Genomic DNA, 17,246 nt, shown 5'->3' on the forward strand with positions numbered 1-17,246 from the left:
CCCATTTATCCTCAGTTAATTACTGACGCTCTGCTGTTTGTACATCGGTACCATCAATAATCTTTACTAATTCCTTACCGTCTTCTGTTGTAAAATGAACATCTATTGATAATCCTCTTAAGAAGAATTTTTTCTCTGTTTTAGCGTGTAATTCGAGTTTCATTGTAGCAGGCATCTCGATAAAAAGTCTGTTGTTTTCTAATGAAACATGAATGATTAAATCAGGATGTTCTGTTAGTGCATAATCACCGACAAGACGATTTAAAACATCTACTGGAATAACTTGGGCACGTTCTAAAGGAGGTTTTTCCTCCGCAAGTTCATAAGGCTCATTGAAAGCAGCTTGCTCAATTGCATGTAAGACTTGTTGTTCAAAATCGAAATCTTGCTCTTTATTTCTTAGTGTGATGACGACAATATCATGGTCAACGAAGCGTCTAAGACTTGTAGCATAACCTGGCCAACCACCACTATGCCAAATTATTTGCCCTTTTTCCTCATCATCCTCCAAAATCCAACCAAAACCATATTTAAATGGTGTTTCAGTTTCTGTCACCGCTGGTTTATAAGCTTCTTTTAGTAATTCATCGTTGATTAAATTACCTGTGCTTAGAGCACGCTCATAAAGATAGAGATCCCCAATAGTTGATTGAATGCCACCATCACCAAGTATTCCATCTAAATAGGTAACCATTTTTGACTCCTCAAAATCATCTGCCAAAATATAGTCACCTGCATATACGTCGTAGACATAACCGTATGCATAATCATCAATTTCGATATTTTCTTTTCTAACGCCAATAGCTTGAGTACGAGTCATATTAATTGGTTTAAAAATATTCTCTTGTAAAAAATCGGCAAAATTCATATCGGTTACACGCTCGACAATGAGTGCAAGTAAAATATAGCCAGTATTGCTATATTCAACACGCTCATTTGGTGCAAAGAGACGCTCAGGTTTGAATTTGATTAAATACTTGATTAGGTCATCATTATCAGCGATTTTCTTTTTATCCCAGTTCAACTCAAATAGATCTAAATAATCAGGGAGTCCGCTCGTATGATTAAGTAAATGTCTAATCGTAATGCCTTCATAAGGAAGATTAGGTATCCATTTTTGCACAAAATCATCTAGATTTAGCTTACCTTCCTGAACAAGTAACAATATTGCGGTTGCTGTAATTGGCTTTGAAACAGATGCAAGGTTGAAAACAGATTGTGATGTTAATGGACGATTTGTTGATAGATCAGCATCACCAAAAGCTACTTCGTATAAAATCTCGCCTTTTTTAGCGACGAGAACCGTACCATTTAACAATTCTCTTTCCTTAATATCATTGAATAATCTTTCTAATTTAACTCTTGTGTTGGTCATGATTCGTTTCCTCCCGATCTTGTTTTGTACATTTTTTTTCTACAATCTTACTTAGCTTTGTGAGAATTCTTTTGAGTTCTTCCATTTCACTCAATTCCATTTGCGAGTAAAAACGATTAATAATTTCACGATTTATTTTTTCTTCCTTTTCAAAATATCGGGTTCCTTTATCTAATAGTTGCACAAGTATTTCGCGTCTATTTTTTGGATTAATCGTCCTCATTAAATAATTTTCATCTTCTAGTTTATTAACAATCTGTCCAACAGCACTCGATGTTATTTTCATTAGTCGTGCAATTTCCCCAATAGAAATTTTTTCGTAATCTTTAACAATATCCATTAGAATTGTTTGATTATTAGAAAGATCATCATCAAGTAAAGATTGATATTCTTTTATGATAATTTTATTCATTGTATAATGCATTTCATTTATTTCAGTAACAAGTTCAAATAATTTATCCTCATCATTTTTTTCCATATACTAATACCACCTTTATATTAAAGTTAACTTGATAATAAAGTTAACTTTAATATATGTCAAGGTTAACTAATTATATAATTTTATTTTTTTTGCTGTTCCACCCAAAGTCAATGATCATAACAGTTCTTAAAAATTAGTATTTCATAGAGTTTTTTGTTCAAAATTCGAAAAGAACGCCTTCTTAATTTAGAAGTGCGCCCAAGCGGAAGATTGATTACTCCATTTACTGCTTACCTATCTAGAAATTTCTTTTTACGGTTTTTCAGCAACTATTTTTTCGTTTGATTGCTATGTTTCATGCTCTCTCCAATTGCATAGTGAAAACAATCGAGACTTCTTGTACATTTTAAATGATCTGTATCCTACACAACCTTTTACTCTAAAACAGTACAGCACTCTTTTACACGTTCATTTTATTAAAATTCTAAAATATGAAGAAGTTTGAAATAAGTATGGTAATTGCAACTCAATCAGATGGTATTCTATGTCAATCAAGTAGCAGTCATTGAATGTGGTCCTTTTGGGAAATAATTTCTCTCTAAGTTGGTTATATTACCGATTGGGAGGTGTAATTCATGGATAAAAATAAAAAAAATAGTAACGAAGATATAAATGTTGAACTTGGAGGAATGGGGATTTATGGAACAACTTCCAATGAAGAGATTGCTGGTTACCGAACTTCAGGTAATATAGAAAATGCTGGTCAAATTGATAAGGGATTTGAACGGCCTAAAGAAGAGGCGGGAGCCGTGGCTTCGTTAAAGGACAAACATGAGAAAGATTAACATGATAGGAAAAGGAAGCATAATTTTATGCTTCCTTTTGGTTAACTAGTTTTTAATTGTAAATGATCATGTAAGTGAAGTGCTTCTGCCGTTGACGCGTGAACTTGACGTAATAACTCCGGATTTTCCATTAATAATTTACCATAAGAAGGGATCATTTCTTTGATTTTTGGCTCCCATTCTTTCATTTGTTCTGGGAAGCAACGGTTTAAGATCTCAAGCATAATCGATACCGCAGTCGAAGCCCCCGGAGAAGCACCGAGCAGTGCAGCGATTGAACCGTCAGTAGAACTAATTACCTCAGTACCGAACTGAAGTGTTCCTTTTCCTTTATCCGGCGTATCTTTGATTACCTGAACACGTTGGCCGGCAACGATAAAGTCCCAATCCTCAAGCTTAGCATCTGGGATAAAATCACGTAATTCTTCAAGTCGTTGTTCTTTTGACAACATTAATTGTTGGATCAAGTATTTTGTCAGTGCCATTTCTTTTGCGCCTGCTGAAAGCATTGTTAAAACATTATTCGGCTTGACTGAAGTAATGAGATCAAACATGGAGCCTGTTTTTAAAAACTTTGGCGAAAATCCAGCAAACGGTCCGAATAATAATGACTTTTTATTATCAATATACCGTGTATCCAAGTGCGGAACAGACATCGGTGGTGCTCCCACCTTCGCCTTTCCATATACTTTTGCATGATGCTGTTCAATTATTTCAGGATTATTACACACCATAAAAATCCCGCTAACAGGGAATCCACCAATATGTTTGCTTTCTGGAATGCCTGTTTTTTGCAGTAAATGCAGGCTACCGCCCCCGCCCCCAATAAAGACGAATTTGGAAGTGATATATTCTAATTTACCAGCCTGTTCATTACGCACTTTTAACTCCCATGTACCATCACTTGTCTGTTTAAGATCTTCGACGTGATGATTGTAATTAATCTCCACATCTTCTTTTTCCAAGTGTTCGAATAACATGCGAGTTAATGCGCCAAAATTAACATCTGTCCCAGTATCAATCTTGGTAGCTGCGATCGGTTCATTTGAATCACGATCATTCATAATAAGTGGGATCCATTCCATTAATTTCTCAGGATCTTTGGAAAATTCCATACCTTGAAACAATGGATTGCTTGTCATTGCTTCAAAACGTTTCTTTAAAAATTCAATATTATCTTCACCCTGTACCATGCTCATATGAGGTAATGGCATAATAAATTCTTCAGGATTCTGAATTAGGTTACTATTTACTAAATACGACCAAAACTGCATAGATACCTGAAACTGTTCATTTACATTGATCGCTTTACTAATATCAATAGAGCCATCTGGCTTTTCGGTTGTGTAGTTAAGTTCACACAGAGCCGCATGTCCAGTTCCAGCATTATTTAATTCATGAGAGCTTTCCTCTCCTGCTTTTTCGAGCTTTTCAAACACTGTAATTTTCCAGTCAGGTGCTAATTCTTTTATGAGTGTGCCTAAAGTAGCACTCATAACTCCAGCACCTATCAAGATAACATCTGTTTTAGTTTGTCTGCTGCTCATTTTAACCTTCCTTACACCTTAATTTTAAAGAAAGGATGTAACGCTCTGCTAATAATTTTAAAAGCTAGAGCACAATGTAATCACACATCTTTTCCATACCAATTATAACATTTATATAAAAGAATAGTTTAATAGAGGACGAGTTAGACTATATTATTTATTAATAGTATGTAATAATTAAAAGTTATACAAAAGATGGATGAGTAGGAGAATTAACTGTAAGATAAGAACAATTTTTCTTATACTTTATTTAAATGTTAACCATTGTAAAGAACTTTATATGGATTAATGACAATGATTAAGCTTGCGACACCACAATAAAACAGCATGACATAGGCCAAAATATCAAGCAAATCTCCTTGAATGATTACAAGAGAAAAATTAAATAGTTGATGAGCAATAATTGGAATAACTAGGTTCTTATTCAGGTTGTAGAAAAATGTAATGATAACAGAAAAAGATAAAATTCCAATCATAAAAAACACCATGTACTTAATTAAATTAACTCCAGTATAACCTGAGGCAAACCAAAGTGGAGTGTGCCAAAACCCCCATAAAACACCAATTATGAGAGACGATTTCAAAGGAGAATACTTTTTTTGAAGTTCATTTAAAGCAAACCCTCTCCAACCTAACTCTTCCCCTAAAGGCCCTCTTACTAAGTTATCGAAGAAGGCAATGATCAAAAATCCAACACTTGTAAATGACAAGGAAAAAGTTTGTGTATCGTTTGTATGAGGAACAAGAAAAATAGTTAAAGCGACGATGATCATTTGTATGATGATTATGGTGCTAAGAACAGAAAATTTAATTCTCGTAGAAAATTGTTTTTTTATAAAACGCTTCAATGTTAAATTCGGATAAATTTGATTAAATATAAAAATAAAGGCTATTGTTGATGACCAAGCAGAAATGATTTGTAACATACTGGTGATGCTTTCTGGTAGGCCAATTAGCATAGCTAAACCAATTGCTATAAAAAATATAAAAAAAATCAAATAGCTTAGGATAACAAAGGTTGTAAATGGTCGGTTTAATAACTTTTTCTTTTTCATAAGCGACTCCTTTAAAATAAAACATAGAAATTAAAACAATTCATTCAAGATTTATTTTAAACCTGTGGGTTACCCTCAGCTCAATACCTATTTAGTTTATTGGAGAATACATTTCTAAAAATACACGTTCAAGACCTTCGTTATACGTTGTCAATAATATATTTATATAAGCAATACCTGCTAATTCATACCCATTTTTCCGTGCAAACATTAAAAGCCTTTCTCCTACATCTTGATCCATATTTTTACCGTCATGAACCGCTCTTCCATTTTCAATGACAGTATACAAACACTTTGGGTAGGAGAGGACTTTACCTTCGGGGGTTTTTTCAGTATCTTCTATATTTTTTACAATGATAAAATTATCTTTTTTAATGCCTTTATCATCAAAATAAATAACACGTCTTGCTTCAGTTAAAGTAACAGCTTTCTTTATATTTTCTGTGTTTTTTCTTATAACTTCATATTCATTGTAAGCAGTGTAATCCGTTATTTCTCCTTTAACCTCTAATGGCTTCATCTCTTTAATCGTAAACTTTCCCAAATGTTCTTTAATTTTAGTACAGTTCTCTTGCACAGATTTTATTTTCTTTAAAAGAAGTTTCTTATATTTAATTTCTTCAAGGATTTTATCTTCTTTTTCTTCTAATACATATTCTAATTCGGACAGACTCTTATTTTGTCTTATGTCTTGAATCTTCTTAATTTCGATATCAAGTTCTCGATAAAAATTAGTCGTTATAACATCATGGATATCAAATTGATTATATTTTCGATACCCATTTACATCATCTCGCTTAGGTTTGACTAATTCTTTTTCCTCGTAATATTTCAACGTATCTCTTGAAACACCTAAAAAATTAGCAACTTGACCAATGGAGTACATAGTTTCTCCCCCTTAGAATGGTAAAGAAATAATTGATTTAAAAAAAGAATTAAATTTGTAGAAAGCGATCGTTTATTATCAATCTTCAACCTTTACTGTGTTTAGAAAAAAAGCAATATGTTCTTTCATTTTATTTTCAATCTCACTCGTTTCTTTACGATCGAAACGAAGTATATTATATTCGGTCAACATAGAGAATATTGGATACTGGTATTCTGCCGCAAGAAGTGCTGGTTTTAGCGGTTTAACTTTACCTTGGGAGATTAACTTTTCAAATACCAACTCAAGAAAATCGAGTGTCTTTTGAATAATGTCATATAGAAATATATCCCTAACAAATGATTGTCTAAAATGTTCCATATATAAGATGCGCCAAAGTTTCTCATTTATAGGGTTATCTATGTGGACTTTAAAGTTTTTAAACCCTTGGTTAAAAAAATCTTCTAGGCTTGATTGAGTTAAAATTTGATCAAGCATTTCTATAGATGGGAGTGTCTTTGAAAATTCATATTGAAAAAGCTCAAAAATCGTTGTAAGAATTTCTTCCTTATTTTTAAAATGATTATAAAGTGAACTTTCCTTTATACCAACTTCCCTAGTAATCTCTCTAATCGATACGCCATTATATCCTTCTTTGGAAAATAAATCGATTGCAACCTCTAAGATTTTTTCCTTAGTTGGAATGTTGTTTGTCATTTGATGTCTTTATTCTCCTTTCGTATTGAATATATTGGAAGAACCTGATTAATCATTAATTGATTGAACTTGTAAGGCTCTTCAAAACAGGCTAAATGACCCGACTCTTTAAAAATAATTAAATGTTTTTCCTCTGCTTTGATAAAATGAAAATATTCTTCTATTAGGTCCGTAAAGACAATTCTGTCATGCTTCCCAGTGATAAAAAATATTGGTACTTTTATCTTTGGAACTAATGTAAAGAAATTTAAGCTAGTTAGTTCATTCCAAAGATGCGTTGCTGAAAATCCAAATCCCTTCATAAAGGTTAGTTTTTCTTTAATATTTAAATGGGAGCTAAGTATGCAATTTATATTAATAAGGAATGCGTTTTTCTTAAATGTTACCCCATTAAATTTAGTAAGCCATTTTCGCTGAACAACCATATGATCCATTTTACGGTAAACTCCGCTTTCAGGAAAGCCAATATTATTAAGTTGATTTATAGCTTTTTGATTATTCTTATTTTGGGCCATCTGTATGGTAAAGTTATAGGATCTTTTTTCTTCTTTTTCCCTATGGATTGGTTGGTTAATACCTACATAGGCATAAAGCAAATGAGGGTATTTTTGTGCAAAAAGTAGTCCTAATGCCGCTCCAGTTGAGTGACCCATAAGAAAGACTTTGTTTTTCTTAAATCTCTTTAATAAATATAGAACTAGTTCATAAGCATCTTGTAATAGCTGGTTAATGTTCATACTTTCAGTTGGAATGTTCGGCGAATAGGATTTTCCGGATCCACGTTGATCCCAATTTACTACAAGATAATGTTTTTCTAATACTGTGTTGTATTTTTGTTGTACGCCTGTTTGAGAACTTCCAGGTCCCCCATGAAGGAAAAGTAAAATAGGCAGTTCCTCATTATTACCTCTTACTGTTATCCATTGATCTATACCACCAAGGGTTAGCTTTTTCAAGGCAGATACGGCTGTTGAGTTTAGATTTCCTTGCTTATCTTTATAAGGTGAAATAGAGCCACCAATGATTTTTTTAAGCATAAGGTTCACTCCTCTTTATAATAGTGGGTGATTATTTTCGTAATATAAACTAACGTTCGTTAGTTATGAATTATAGACAGAAATTCATTCGAATGCAATGGGTAATTACAAAAAAATCTAAAAATTCATGTAAAAGGTAAAGAGTAATTAAAACTAATAGTTTATATGAAATAAAATCTAGGGATAAAACACGGCACGTGGTATAATAGTCCTGCTAAAATTACTTACTCGCATTGTTTGAGCCTGTTAAAAAGGATATAAAATCATTACAGAAAGACATTGAAACAGCAGTTCTTGAGAAGGAAAAAGCTGAAAAAGAAGAGCCGAAAAGAAAGCAGCAGAACGAGCCGCTGCAGAAAAGGCTAAAGAAGAACAAAAAAACGAGACTACAGCCGTGGGGAACTTGCGGCAATAGACTAGTCAGATATAAGATTAGTATAAAAATGACGGGATAAAAGTATTTATTGAAGAAGAGGACGAACGATGCTAGTTTTAGGAAAGCTTCGGAAATATACTTCGCTTTTAACAAGAAAGGCCTAGAGCTTCTAGAGCTCTCCTTACCTGATTCGCTTTAGTCTCTTGACTCGTGGGGCTGCATGTTCGTTCGTCCTTTGGTTTTACTTATTTCCAAGTTTCAATTTTATTTATACACTTTTATCTTGTTAGAATTAAATTAAGCTGCCCAAAATTTATTCCATCAAGAGATGTTAGAAGTTTTTACCCTAAAGTAAAATATCCGCCCAGATTTTCACCGCAGTTGCACCAATTAATATCGCTAGAATCCATTGTAGAAGCTTTGTATTTACTTTTTGTCCAGCCTTTGCTCCTAAGGGAGATGCTATTAGACTAGCAACCACCATAACTAGCGCAGGAAAGAATTCCACCTGTCCTGTTGTAATTTTACCAACGGTTGCTCCAATAGAAGAAATGAAGGTAATCGCTAGAGAAGAAGCTATGGTTACACGTGTTGGTAATTTTAAAATAACGAGCATAATTGGAACTAACAGAAATGCCCCGGCTGCCCCAACAATTCCTGCTCCGACTCCAACTACGAAGGCGAAACACGCAGCCAACCATTTATTAAATGTCACTTGATCAGGCGGGATATCGTCTCTTCCTTTCTTCGGTAAAAACATCATTACTGCGGCTAAGAGAGCCAATATTCCATAAACAAGATTGATAAGATCCCCAGTCATCATTCTAGAACCATAACTGCCAATAAAACTTCCAATTAATATACTTACCCCCATAAAGGTGATTAGCGTTTTATTCAAATAGCCACCTTTCCGATAAGCCCATACACCTCCAATAGTTGCAAAGAAAACTTGGACTGCACTTATCCCAGAAACTTCATGAGCGGTAAACGCTGCTAAGCCGAGTAGCGGCGGGATATAAAGTAGGAGTGGATATTTTATAATCGATCCACCAATCCCAACCATACCGGAGATAAATGAACCGATAAATCCAATTAAGAAAATGGTGAGGATAAATAGTAAATCCATTTGTTTTCCTCCTTTATTAAAAAAGGGAACCATCTTGGCTCCCTCATTATTTTTTTATCCTTTTTTTATCCAAAATTTGAAAACACCGTCTTCTTCTTTATCTTTTAATAATTCATGACCACCAGATTTTGTCCATGCTAACAGGTCACTTTTTGAACCTTTATCAGTTGCATGAACTTCTAATACTTCTCCTTTAGCTAACTCATTGATCGCTTTCTTTGTTCTTACAATCGGCATCGGACAAGCAAGTCCTTTTGCATCCACTATTTTTACTACGTTCATTACATACATTCTCCTTTTCCCTTTTTATTAAAGAAATAACATTGTGTTATCTAACAGCACAACGGTTAGGACCAATTTCCATTTCACGTTGTTTTTCTTCATCTGGGCTGATCTTACCCATATTTGTTTCACGGATCTCTTGATAGGAATTAGGTTGTGGTGGTAAGTTCTCCGTTACTAATTTTCGAAATGCTGCTTCTTCTTTAATGTTTAATCCATGGTTTTGTTCAAAAAGAGTACCTAACTTCTCAGAAACACTACCGTCTTCATTTAATTCATCAATAATCATAAAATGGGCTGGAAGAACAATTAGTTCCTCTGATAGTTCTTTATACCGTTTGTAAAGACTATCTCTTAAATCGGCTACCCAATCTTCTGCTTTTCCGGCCAAATCAGGTCTTCCTATTGAATCAATGAATAGAATATCCCCTGTAAATAAATAGCTGTCATCTACGATCAGAGAGGTAGAGCCGATTGTATGACCAGGTGAATATAAAGCTTGAATCGTTATGGTCGTATTTCCAATTCTGACTGTTGTATCACTCTCTAACGGTTTATATTCAAAGGTTACTTCTGTTGCATCTTTTGGAGGTAACCAGTATGTTGCACCTGTTTTCTCTGCAATCACTCGACCACCTGATATATGATCGGCATGTAAATGGGTGTCAAATACATGTGTAATCGTTGCACCAATGTCTCTAGCAAATTCAGTAAAGACAGATGTCATTCTAGTTGGGTCAATAATTGCAGCTTCTCCATTTGAAACGACCATATAAGATAGACAACCTTTCCCAATTCGGACAAATTGATAAACTTCCCCACCATCTTTTAAGTTTCCAACTTTAACTGGTTCTAAGTGTTCACTCCATGCCTTCATTCCGCCAGTTAGGTAAGCTACATCTAATCCTTTTTCGGAAATCATCTCTGCAATCATGATAGAGGAACCTTCTTTGGCACATACAACTAAAATATCTTTATCTTCTGGAAGTTTATCTAAAATGCTTTCTACACCATCTAATAACTCAAAATAAGGTACATTTAAGTGAGTAAAGTTGGTGCCTTCAATTTTCCAATCATTAAAGTCACTTTCATTTCGAACATCTAAAATAAATAGATTTTCTTGATTGATAATTTTTTGTGTCACTTCATGTGAAGTCATTTTTCTTAAAGACAATTTAAATACCTCCTGTAGTATATAATTCGTTTTAAAAATATATATTAATTAACATGTTTTGTTACCTCTAACCTTTTTCTTATACTAATCTACTGATTTTTCAGTTTTACCTTTCCAATTAATCATTCCAGGTACGACGTTCACTACATTTTTAAATCCCTTTTCCGTAAGTTTTTGTGCTGCTAGATCACTTCGATTTCCAGTTCGACAAACAACATAAATTGGACTCTCAGCATTTAATTCATTTAATCGATTATCTAATTCACCAAACGGAATCGATTTTGCTTTCGGAATGTGACTAAAAATGTACTCCGCTTGTTCCCTCACATCTAACACGATCAATTCCTCATGAGAAGAAAGCTTTTCGGCTAATTCGTCGTTACTAATCACATGAGGATGTTTCTTTTCCAATTTTTCTTCTCCACTCGCTTTACGTAAATAATGCTTCAACACATCGCCATTTTCTACAGTACCTAAATAGTCGTGTCCTGCACTAGTAGCCCAAGCTTGCAAATCCGCTTTTGACCCCTTATCTGTTGCCTGAACTTCAATAACTTCACCAGCTTCCAAGTTTTGAATTGCTTTTTTCGTTTTTACAATCGGCATTGGACAAGCTAGCCCTTTTGCATCTAATACATAATTAGAAGCTATTTCTTTCATAAAAAACCCTCCTATATAAATTCCTTAAATTATTCAACCGGTCCTTTCCAATCGAGCATACCGCCAGCCATGTTAATAGCAGTAAACCCATGACTTTCAAGAAGTTCTGCTGCCCGGCCACTTCGACCGCCAGAACGGCAGACCATAATATACGTTTCCTTTTTATCTAATTCATGCATTCGCGCTTCCAATAGACCGAGTGGAATATGGAGCGCTCCGGGAATAATTCCTTGCGCTACTTCATCTGCTTCCCGTACGTCAATCAATTTTACGTCTTCATTTAGTTTTTCCTGTACTTGATTCGTTGTATATTCCTTCATTTTTCCTCTCTCCTTATCTATTCCAATTGCTCACTCCGCTTTTTACATCTGTAATTTTTATAAAACCCATTTTCTTTAATACTTTGCTCGCTTTTTTACTTCTCATTCCGCTTTGACAAATAACAACTACTTCTTTTTCCTTATTTAACTGATTCGCCTTATTGGATAGCTGATGAAGCGGAATATTTATAAAACCTGGAATATGATAGTATCCAAACTCACCTTCTGTACGCACATCAATAAATTGCAGATCTTTATCCTTCAATAGTTCTTTAAGTTCTGCAATTTTAATCTGCTTCACCCCTTTTACCGGGAGAAAACGGGAAAGTATGAACAAAACTACTAAAACTGCAATAATCGTATCAATCCGTAAAAAATCCATTGAATCCTCCCATGTATGAATAAAGTTTAAATGAACAGATCGATACTGCCATTTTCAGCATCACCGATATATGCAGCAACTCCCGCGTATTCGATTCCATCCAGCAATTCTTCTTTCTGTAAACCAAGCAAATCCATTGTCATCGTGCAAGCAGTTAATTTTACATCGAGTTCCTGTGCCATCTCTATTAGCTGTGGAAGAGTCATCGCATTATGCTTCTTCATCACCTGCTTAATCATTTTTGGACCCATCCCAGCAAAATTCATTTTAGAGAGCCCCATTTTATCTGCACCGCGTGGCATCATTTTTCCAAATACTTTCTCTAAAAAGTTCTTTTTCACAGGGACATGCTGATCCTTTCGTAAAGCATTCAATCCCCAAAATGTATGAAAAATCGTCACTTCATGATCATAAGCAGCTGCCCCGTTTGCGATGATATACGCAGCCATTGCTTTATCGTATTCCCCACTAAACAGAACAATTGTTGTTTTCTTTTTTTCAGCCATCTATAAAATCCTCCTCTTATAGCATTAGGTGATATTCTTTAATAAAATACATATACGTGTATGGGTATATTGGAATTTAAAAAAATTAACCTTTTATAATGCGAAAAATAAATACCCCATCTACTTCCTTGCTTTCAAGTAAATTATGACCACCAGATTCCGCCCAAGCAGTTATATCACTTTTAGATCCTTTATCTGTTGTATGGACTTCCAATAACTCACCACTCTTAATTTCTTCAATTGCCTTTTTTGTTCGAACGATTGGCATTGGACACGCTAACCTTTTCGCATCTACTATTTTTGCTATTTTCATTTGAAGTTCCTCCTTATTTACATGTACCGGTAGGGGTATTATAAATTGTAAAAAAAGGGATTCCCCTTTTATTATCTGCTTTTAACGAGCATATTCACAGCTTCTTTCACTAATTCATCGCTGCTTTCGCCATTTTCTTCGGCTTGTCTCACACATTCGATCAAATTAGTACTTACTAAGACACCGATGGTACGGTCGATTGCAGTTCTGCTCGCAGACAGTTGAGTAATAATATCTTTACAATCTTTATCCTCATCCATCATTCGTAAAATGCCTCTGATTTGGCCTTCAATCCGCTTTAGGCGATTTTTCGTCTGTATATCATATTCCATTTCGACCCCTCCAATTCTTTCTTATTTCAACAAAACATTTAGGAACAGTTTTGTGATTCGATATATCCATCATATACGGGTAGGGGTATATTGTCAACAGGAAGGATTCTTTTTTCAAGGATATAGTAATTATAAATTGGGGGAGCAATGTTAGGTAACAGATAAATGTTAAAGAAGTGCGTATATTAAATAGAGAATTTATAATTTTCTATTCTAGAGAATGAAAACATACATAACTTTGGTATATACTATTTATAAATGAATAATTTAACTGAATGAGGAGGTAATTATATTGATGTATTTATTAGCACTCGTACTTCCGCCTGTAGCTGTTTTATTATCTGGAAAGCCAATACAAGCATTATTGAATTTAATCTTAACGATGTTCTTTTGGATTCCTGGAGCCATTCATGCGATATTAGTTGTCAAGGATAAGAAGGATGATAAGCGCATGCAATCATATATTAAGGCAATGAAAGATAAGAATTAATTAGAACTTTTTAAATATGATATCAAAAAAGCAGCCAATATAGGAGTGAATACTGACTGCTTTATGTATTAAAGTGAAATTTTTTAAAGGATGATATTATAAAATATTTAATTAGGATATCTAAAAATTTTTTGGTCTCCAGTCAAATTAACTTCTGTTGTTCTCCAGAGCAATCTTCATATTTCACAATAGTAAAAAAATGTTCTTTTTTAGAAACTGTACACGTTAATTCGCCAGTTGCACGAGATAGATGGAACATCATTTACTTTTATCAAGAAAAACAATCAAATAAGATATAAAAGCCAATAAAGGCAGTTCAATTAATGGCCCGATAATTAAAACTAAAGCAATTAATGGTTCATACGGAAATGCTGTCATCGCAATTGCTAAAGCTATCGGTGAGTTTCTAGCGAGGGTGGTTAAGTTTAAGCTAGCTGTATTAGCTCTACTAAATTGAAGTCCCCGACCAACTATTCTCCCTATGATGAAAGTAATTAGAAAGAAGGCCAAAATCGGTAGAATTAATTTAATTAATAAATCTGAATTACTTAGTAATAAACTTCCTTGTGAAGCGAACATAGCTACTATTGCCAAACATAAAAAGATTATCGGTAATGAACTTACTTTCTCTATAAAGTGGCTATTTTTATTCTTCAGAAGATAATGCTTAGTTATAAATGCTAAAACAAAAGGAATAATTAAAACAAGTAAAATACTTTCTATGACAAGTTGAAAATTGACTACCCCTACAGTACCAGAAAAAATATATAGATATAGTGGAAATAATAGAAGTTGTAAAATTAAATTTAAGGGCAAAATACTTGTGGCCAAAGCGACATTCCCTTTGGCTAAATCTGTGAAAATAATATACCAATCTGTACAAGGGGTAACCATTAGCATAATAAATCCAAGCCATAGAGCAGGATGATCTGCTAAGAAAATTACAGCAATAAGCGAAGCTAATAAAGGCGTTAAAACAAAATTTATTCCGATATTTGCAAAGGTAAATTTTCGATTTAAAAACGATTTTTTAATATCCTTTAGAGGAATTTGCAGAAAAGTAAGGTACAACATAATAATTAATAATGGCAGAATCAGTTTATCTCCAAAGGTTTCCATTCCGCGAATTTGACCGATAACCAAACCAGTTATTACGGACAAAAATATAAATAATGTATATAATTTCTCAAATAATCTCATCGTTCTCCTCGGCCTTTATCTAGTAATTATAATTCTCCCTAAGATTTTGAAGGCTATTTTCATCTATTGACTATAACAGGTTTGGAAGAACCTTCTTTATACAAGCAATAGAGACCATTCTATTTTATTAGAAAGTAATAGGGGGTTGAGACAAAACTAAATAGTAGTTATGAAACACGAATAAGTTAGCGAAAAAATATACGAAAACTCCTGTCAGAAGAAATTAAATCGAGAGAAGATAGAGAGCTAAAACGCAAGAGTTTATGGTTAAGTTTATCTTGCGTTTGTTATCATATGGATATAGAAAGGAAAGCATTTAAAAGAAGATTTAATAGTCTTGATTATGCTCATGAACAATGAATTGCCAATAGCGATTCAATCTTGCAACGTTATTTTGAGGATCTTCACTTAATTCTTGTAGAAGAGAAATTTCTTTCATATGTTGCACTGCCATTAATTCTGCATCGGATAGCGAAATTTTTTTCGATAAAGAATAATAAACAGGATTCTTCCTTTGATCAGATAATCCAAGAAGATAATCAGTTGACACCTTAAAAATGCCAGCAATTTTTATTAGAGTTTCCAATGGTGGTTCATTCCTACCTTGTTCGTAATATCCGTATGCGCTAGTTGTTATATTGAGTTTTTTCCCCATTTCTTTTTGGTCGTAACCAAATTCATCACGTAAATCTTTCAGGCGTTCACCCAATAAATCCATGTGTCATAACCTCCCATTATGAGGGAATTATACAATCATATGTTGTACAAATTGTCTAAAACAATTAATAATCATTCATTTGCTTTACGGACAACTAAATGTTGTATATAATACATTTAACAATACCTAGTAAAAAAGTAATGGATAAATTCTATTTTTTGCGAAATAGATAGAAATTATCCGATCAAACATGCCAATCGTTTAAACAAAAAAGGTGTAATTTGATTATCAAGCTTTTAAATAAACAAAGTTGAAGGGAGCTTAATTAGTGTGGAAAACTTACCTAATGATCATTTAATCGGAGCGTATATAAAAGCGATTGAACTTCAACTAGATAAGGATTTTGAACTACTATTAAAGGAAGAAATAAGACGAAGGGGAATCGAGGTGGATAATTTATTGGATGTTATTTACGAAGATTAATCTAGTTTGACCGAAAAAACTTCTCGTATAGTAAAATGCATTTTTTACAATTGTGAACAAACTTATGCTTAGTTAATTTTTTACAGCTCTTCATTCGGCCATGCTATCAATGGTCACTTCATTAGAACCTTCTACTATTACTTGCCACTTCTTTTTCCTCCTTGATAATTTATAAATTATCGTTCGCAATTTTTTAGAGGTTGGGACATAATCTACTATTTTGTCCCAACCTCTTTTTCTGTGAAACCAATTAATTGTTTTGGCATGTGGTTATAACCATTCCATTGACTAAAATAAACCTAAACTATCGATTAGTAAGTAAAACCCTGTAAACAATAAGAGTATATAAGTAAATATCCGAAAAACATGTTGATTAATCCTTTTAAATAATAGTTGTCCCAAATACAATCCTACGAATACTAATGGTAAGGCCCATAAACTTGATATCCAGATTGTTTTATTTGTTCCAGCAAAAATTACTTGAATGATTATACTAATAAAATATATATATAAATAAAAGGCTAATGTGGTACCTCTTAATTTTTCTTTTTGGGTATCTGTACCGGAAAAATATAATAATAAGGGAGGGCCAGGCATGCCTATACTTGTTGTAAGTGAACCTGAAAGCCCACCTACAAAGATGTCTCTATTTGTATTTTGGTTTATCCGAAACTTAAAAATAAGCATGAATGTTAAACCTATAATTATTAGACTTATTCCGAGCTTCAATCTATTTATATCTATTAACAGAAAGGTAATAATTCCTACGGGTAGGCCGATAATACTTCCTACTGAAAATCTTCTAAGGATTCCATAATCAATATCCTTTCTGATTTTCCTTAATAAGGAGATAGATATGATTAAAGATAATATTAAGTTTATTTGAATTGCCTCATTTGGTTCAAAAAGTAAAAGCAGGAATGGTGTAGCTAATATGGAAAATCCAAATCCTGTACTTGTTTGAAGTACAGATGCGATTAGAATGATTATAATAAATAATGTTATCTCCATAAAAAAACCTACTTCCCTTAAAAACTCATGTCCTATTTTGTAAATTGATTAAATCATTTAGTCTCACATAC

The 17,246-nt window shown here is 33.4% G+C and carries 22 protein-coding genes; 3 read left to right on the forward strand and 19 right to left on the reverse strand.

Annotation, left to right across the window (positions count from 1 at the left end):
• Positions 1-19: 19 nt before the first annotated feature.
• Both SPD48_RS02100 and SPD48_RS02105 read right to left on the reverse strand, forming a co-directional pair.
• Positions 20-1,375, reverse strand: a complete 1,356-nt coding sequence (locus SPD48_RS02100) for a serine hydrolase domain-containing protein (RefSeq protein WP_336256395.1) — start codon at positions 1,373-1,375, stop codon at positions 20-22.
• Positions 1,356-1,853 (reverse strand): MarR family winged helix-turn-helix transcriptional regulator, encoded by a 498-nt coding sequence (locus SPD48_RS02105; RefSeq protein WP_336256396.1) that lies wholly within the window; start codon positions 1,851-1,853, stop codon positions 1,356-1,358. Before SPD48_RS02105 ends, SPD48_RS02100 begins: the two co-directional genes overlap by 20 nt.
• Positions 1,854-2,431: 578 nt before the next feature.
• On the opposite strand from SPD48_RS02105, the gene SPD48_RS02110 reads away from it, so the two are divergent.
• Positions 2,432-2,641 carry a hypothetical protein gene (locus SPD48_RS02110; protein ID WP_336256397.1) on the forward strand — a complete coding sequence of 70 codons (210 nt, stop codon included), beginning with the start codon at positions 2,432-2,434 and terminating at the stop codon, positions 2,639-2,641.
• A 41-nt stretch (positions 2,642-2,682) separates the two neighbouring features.
• On the opposite strand, the gene SPD48_RS02115 is transcribed toward SPD48_RS02110, so the two are convergent.
• The 14 genes from SPD48_RS02115 to SPD48_RS02180 all read right to left on the reverse strand — a co-directional run bounded on the left by SPD48_RS02115 (position 2,683) and on the right by SPD48_RS02180 (position 13,333).
• Positions 2,683-4,188: a malate:quinone oxidoreductase gene (locus SPD48_RS02115; protein ID WP_336256398.1), complete on the reverse strand. Its 1,506-nt coding sequence runs from the start codon at positions 4,186-4,188 to the stop codon at positions 2,683-2,685.
• Between the two features lie 257 nt (positions 4,189-4,445).
• On the reverse strand, positions 4,446-5,243 hold the full coding sequence (locus SPD48_RS02120; RefSeq protein WP_336256399.1) for a CPBP family intramembrane glutamic endopeptidase: 798 nt from the start codon (positions 5,241-5,243) through the stop codon (positions 4,446-4,448).
• 91 nt (positions 5,244-5,334) lie between these two features.
• Complete coding sequence (locus SPD48_RS02125) at positions 5,335-6,129, reverse strand: MerR family transcriptional regulator (protein WP_336256400.1); 795 nt, start codon at positions 6,127-6,129, stop codon at positions 5,335-5,337.
• Positions 6,130-6,207: 78 nt separating this feature from the next.
• Complete coding sequence (locus SPD48_RS02130; protein WP_336256401.1) at positions 6,208-6,825, reverse strand: TetR/AcrR family transcriptional regulator; 618 nt, start codon at positions 6,823-6,825, stop codon at positions 6,208-6,210.
• The gene (locus tag SPD48_RS02135; RefSeq protein ID WP_336256402.1) at positions 6,822-7,862 is read right to left on the reverse strand and encodes an alpha/beta fold hydrolase; all 1,041 of its coding nucleotides are present in this window, start codon (positions 7,860-7,862) and stop codon (positions 6,822-6,824) included. The genes SPD48_RS02130 and SPD48_RS02135 overlap by 4 nt, the downstream gene beginning before the upstream one ends.
• Before the next feature lie 722 nt (positions 7,863-8,584).
• A complete protein-coding gene (locus tag SPD48_RS02140) occupies positions 8,585-9,364 on the reverse strand; it encodes a sulfite exporter TauE/SafE family protein (protein ID WP_336256403.1) in 780 nt (259 codons plus the stop codon).
• Positions 9,365-9,418: 54 nt separating this feature from the next.
• On the reverse strand, positions 9,419-9,646 hold the full coding sequence (locus tag SPD48_RS02145; RefSeq protein WP_336256404.1) for a sulfurtransferase TusA family protein: 228 nt from the start codon (positions 9,644-9,646) through the stop codon (positions 9,419-9,421).
• A 46-nt stretch (positions 9,647-9,692) separates the two neighbouring features.
• On the reverse strand, positions 9,693-10,805 hold the full coding sequence (locus SPD48_RS02150; protein WP_442962096.1) for an MBL fold metallo-hydrolase: 1,113 nt from the start codon (positions 10,803-10,805) through the stop codon (positions 9,693-9,695).
• Positions 10,806-10,904: 99 nt separating this feature from the next.
• Positions 10,905-11,480: a sulfurtransferase TusA family protein gene (locus SPD48_RS02155; RefSeq protein ID WP_336256406.1), complete on the reverse strand. Its 576-nt coding sequence runs from the start codon at positions 11,478-11,480 to the stop codon at positions 10,905-10,907.
• Between the two features lie 29 nt (positions 11,481-11,509).
• Complete coding sequence (locus SPD48_RS02160) at positions 11,510-11,800, reverse strand: rhodanese-like domain-containing protein (RefSeq protein ID WP_336256407.1); 291 nt, start codon at positions 11,798-11,800, stop codon at positions 11,510-11,512.
• 13 nt (positions 11,801-11,813) lie between these two features.
• The gene (locus tag SPD48_RS02165; RefSeq protein ID WP_336256408.1) at positions 11,814-12,182 is read right to left on the reverse strand and encodes a rhodanese-like domain-containing protein; all 369 of its coding nucleotides are present in this window, start codon (positions 12,180-12,182) and stop codon (positions 11,814-11,816) included.
• Positions 12,183-12,208: 26 nt separating this feature from the next.
• A complete protein-coding gene (locus SPD48_RS02170; RefSeq protein WP_336256409.1) occupies positions 12,209-12,688 on the reverse strand; it encodes a DsrE/DsrF/DrsH-like family protein in 480 nt (159 codons plus the stop codon).
• 85 nt (positions 12,689-12,773) lie between these two features.
• Positions 12,774-13,001: a sulfurtransferase TusA family protein gene (locus SPD48_RS02175; protein ID WP_336256410.1), complete on the reverse strand. Its 228-nt coding sequence runs from the start codon at positions 12,999-13,001 to the stop codon at positions 12,774-12,776.
• 71 nt (positions 13,002-13,072) lie between these two features.
• Positions 13,073-13,333 (reverse strand): metal-sensitive transcriptional regulator, encoded by a 261-nt coding sequence (locus tag SPD48_RS02180; RefSeq protein WP_336256411.1) that lies wholly within the window; start codon positions 13,331-13,333, stop codon positions 13,073-13,075.
• Positions 13,334-13,625: 292 nt separating this feature from the next.
• On the opposite strand from SPD48_RS02180, the gene SPD48_RS02185 reads away from it, so the two are divergent.
• Positions 13,626-13,823, forward strand: coding sequence for a YqaE/Pmp3 family membrane protein (locus SPD48_RS02185; protein ID WP_336256412.1), 198 nt, complete (start codon positions 13,626-13,628; stop codon positions 13,821-13,823).
• A 258-nt stretch (positions 13,824-14,081) separates the two neighbouring features.
• Here the strand turns inward: SPD48_RS02185 and SPD48_RS02190 are convergent, their stop codons facing one another.
• Together SPD48_RS02190 and SPD48_RS02195 are read right to left on the reverse strand one after the other, a co-directional pair.
• Positions 14,082-15,023: an arsenic resistance protein gene (locus tag SPD48_RS02190; protein ID WP_336256413.1), complete on the reverse strand. Its 942-nt coding sequence runs from the start codon at positions 15,021-15,023 to the stop codon at positions 14,082-14,084.
• Positions 15,024-15,351: 328 nt separating this feature from the next.
• Positions 15,352-15,741 carry a helix-turn-helix domain-containing protein gene (locus SPD48_RS02195; protein ID WP_336256414.1) on the reverse strand — a complete coding sequence of 130 codons (390 nt, stop codon included), beginning with the start codon at positions 15,739-15,741 and terminating at the stop codon, positions 15,352-15,354.
• 270 nt (positions 15,742-16,011) lie between these two features.
• On the opposite strand from SPD48_RS02195, the gene sda reads away from it, so the two are divergent.
• The gene (sda, locus tag SPD48_RS02200; RefSeq protein ID WP_336256415.1) at positions 16,012-16,164 is read left to right on the forward strand and encodes a sporulation histidine kinase inhibitor Sda; all 153 of its coding nucleotides are present in this window, start codon (positions 16,012-16,014) and stop codon (positions 16,162-16,164) included.
• Positions 16,165-16,452: 288 nt separating this feature from the next.
• Here sda and SPD48_RS02205 read toward each other — a convergent pair whose 3' ends face one another.
• Positions 16,453-17,175 carry a sulfite exporter TauE/SafE family protein gene (locus tag SPD48_RS02205; protein WP_336256416.1) on the reverse strand — a complete coding sequence of 241 codons (723 nt, stop codon included), beginning with the start codon at positions 17,173-17,175 and terminating at the stop codon, positions 16,453-16,455.
• Positions 17,176-17,246: the final 71 nt, after the last annotated feature.

It is taken from the genome of Pseudogracilibacillus sp. SE30717A, from assembly GCF_037071985.1.
Lineage (GTDB): Bacteria > Bacillota > Bacilli > Bacillales > Amphibacillaceae > Pseudogracilibacillus.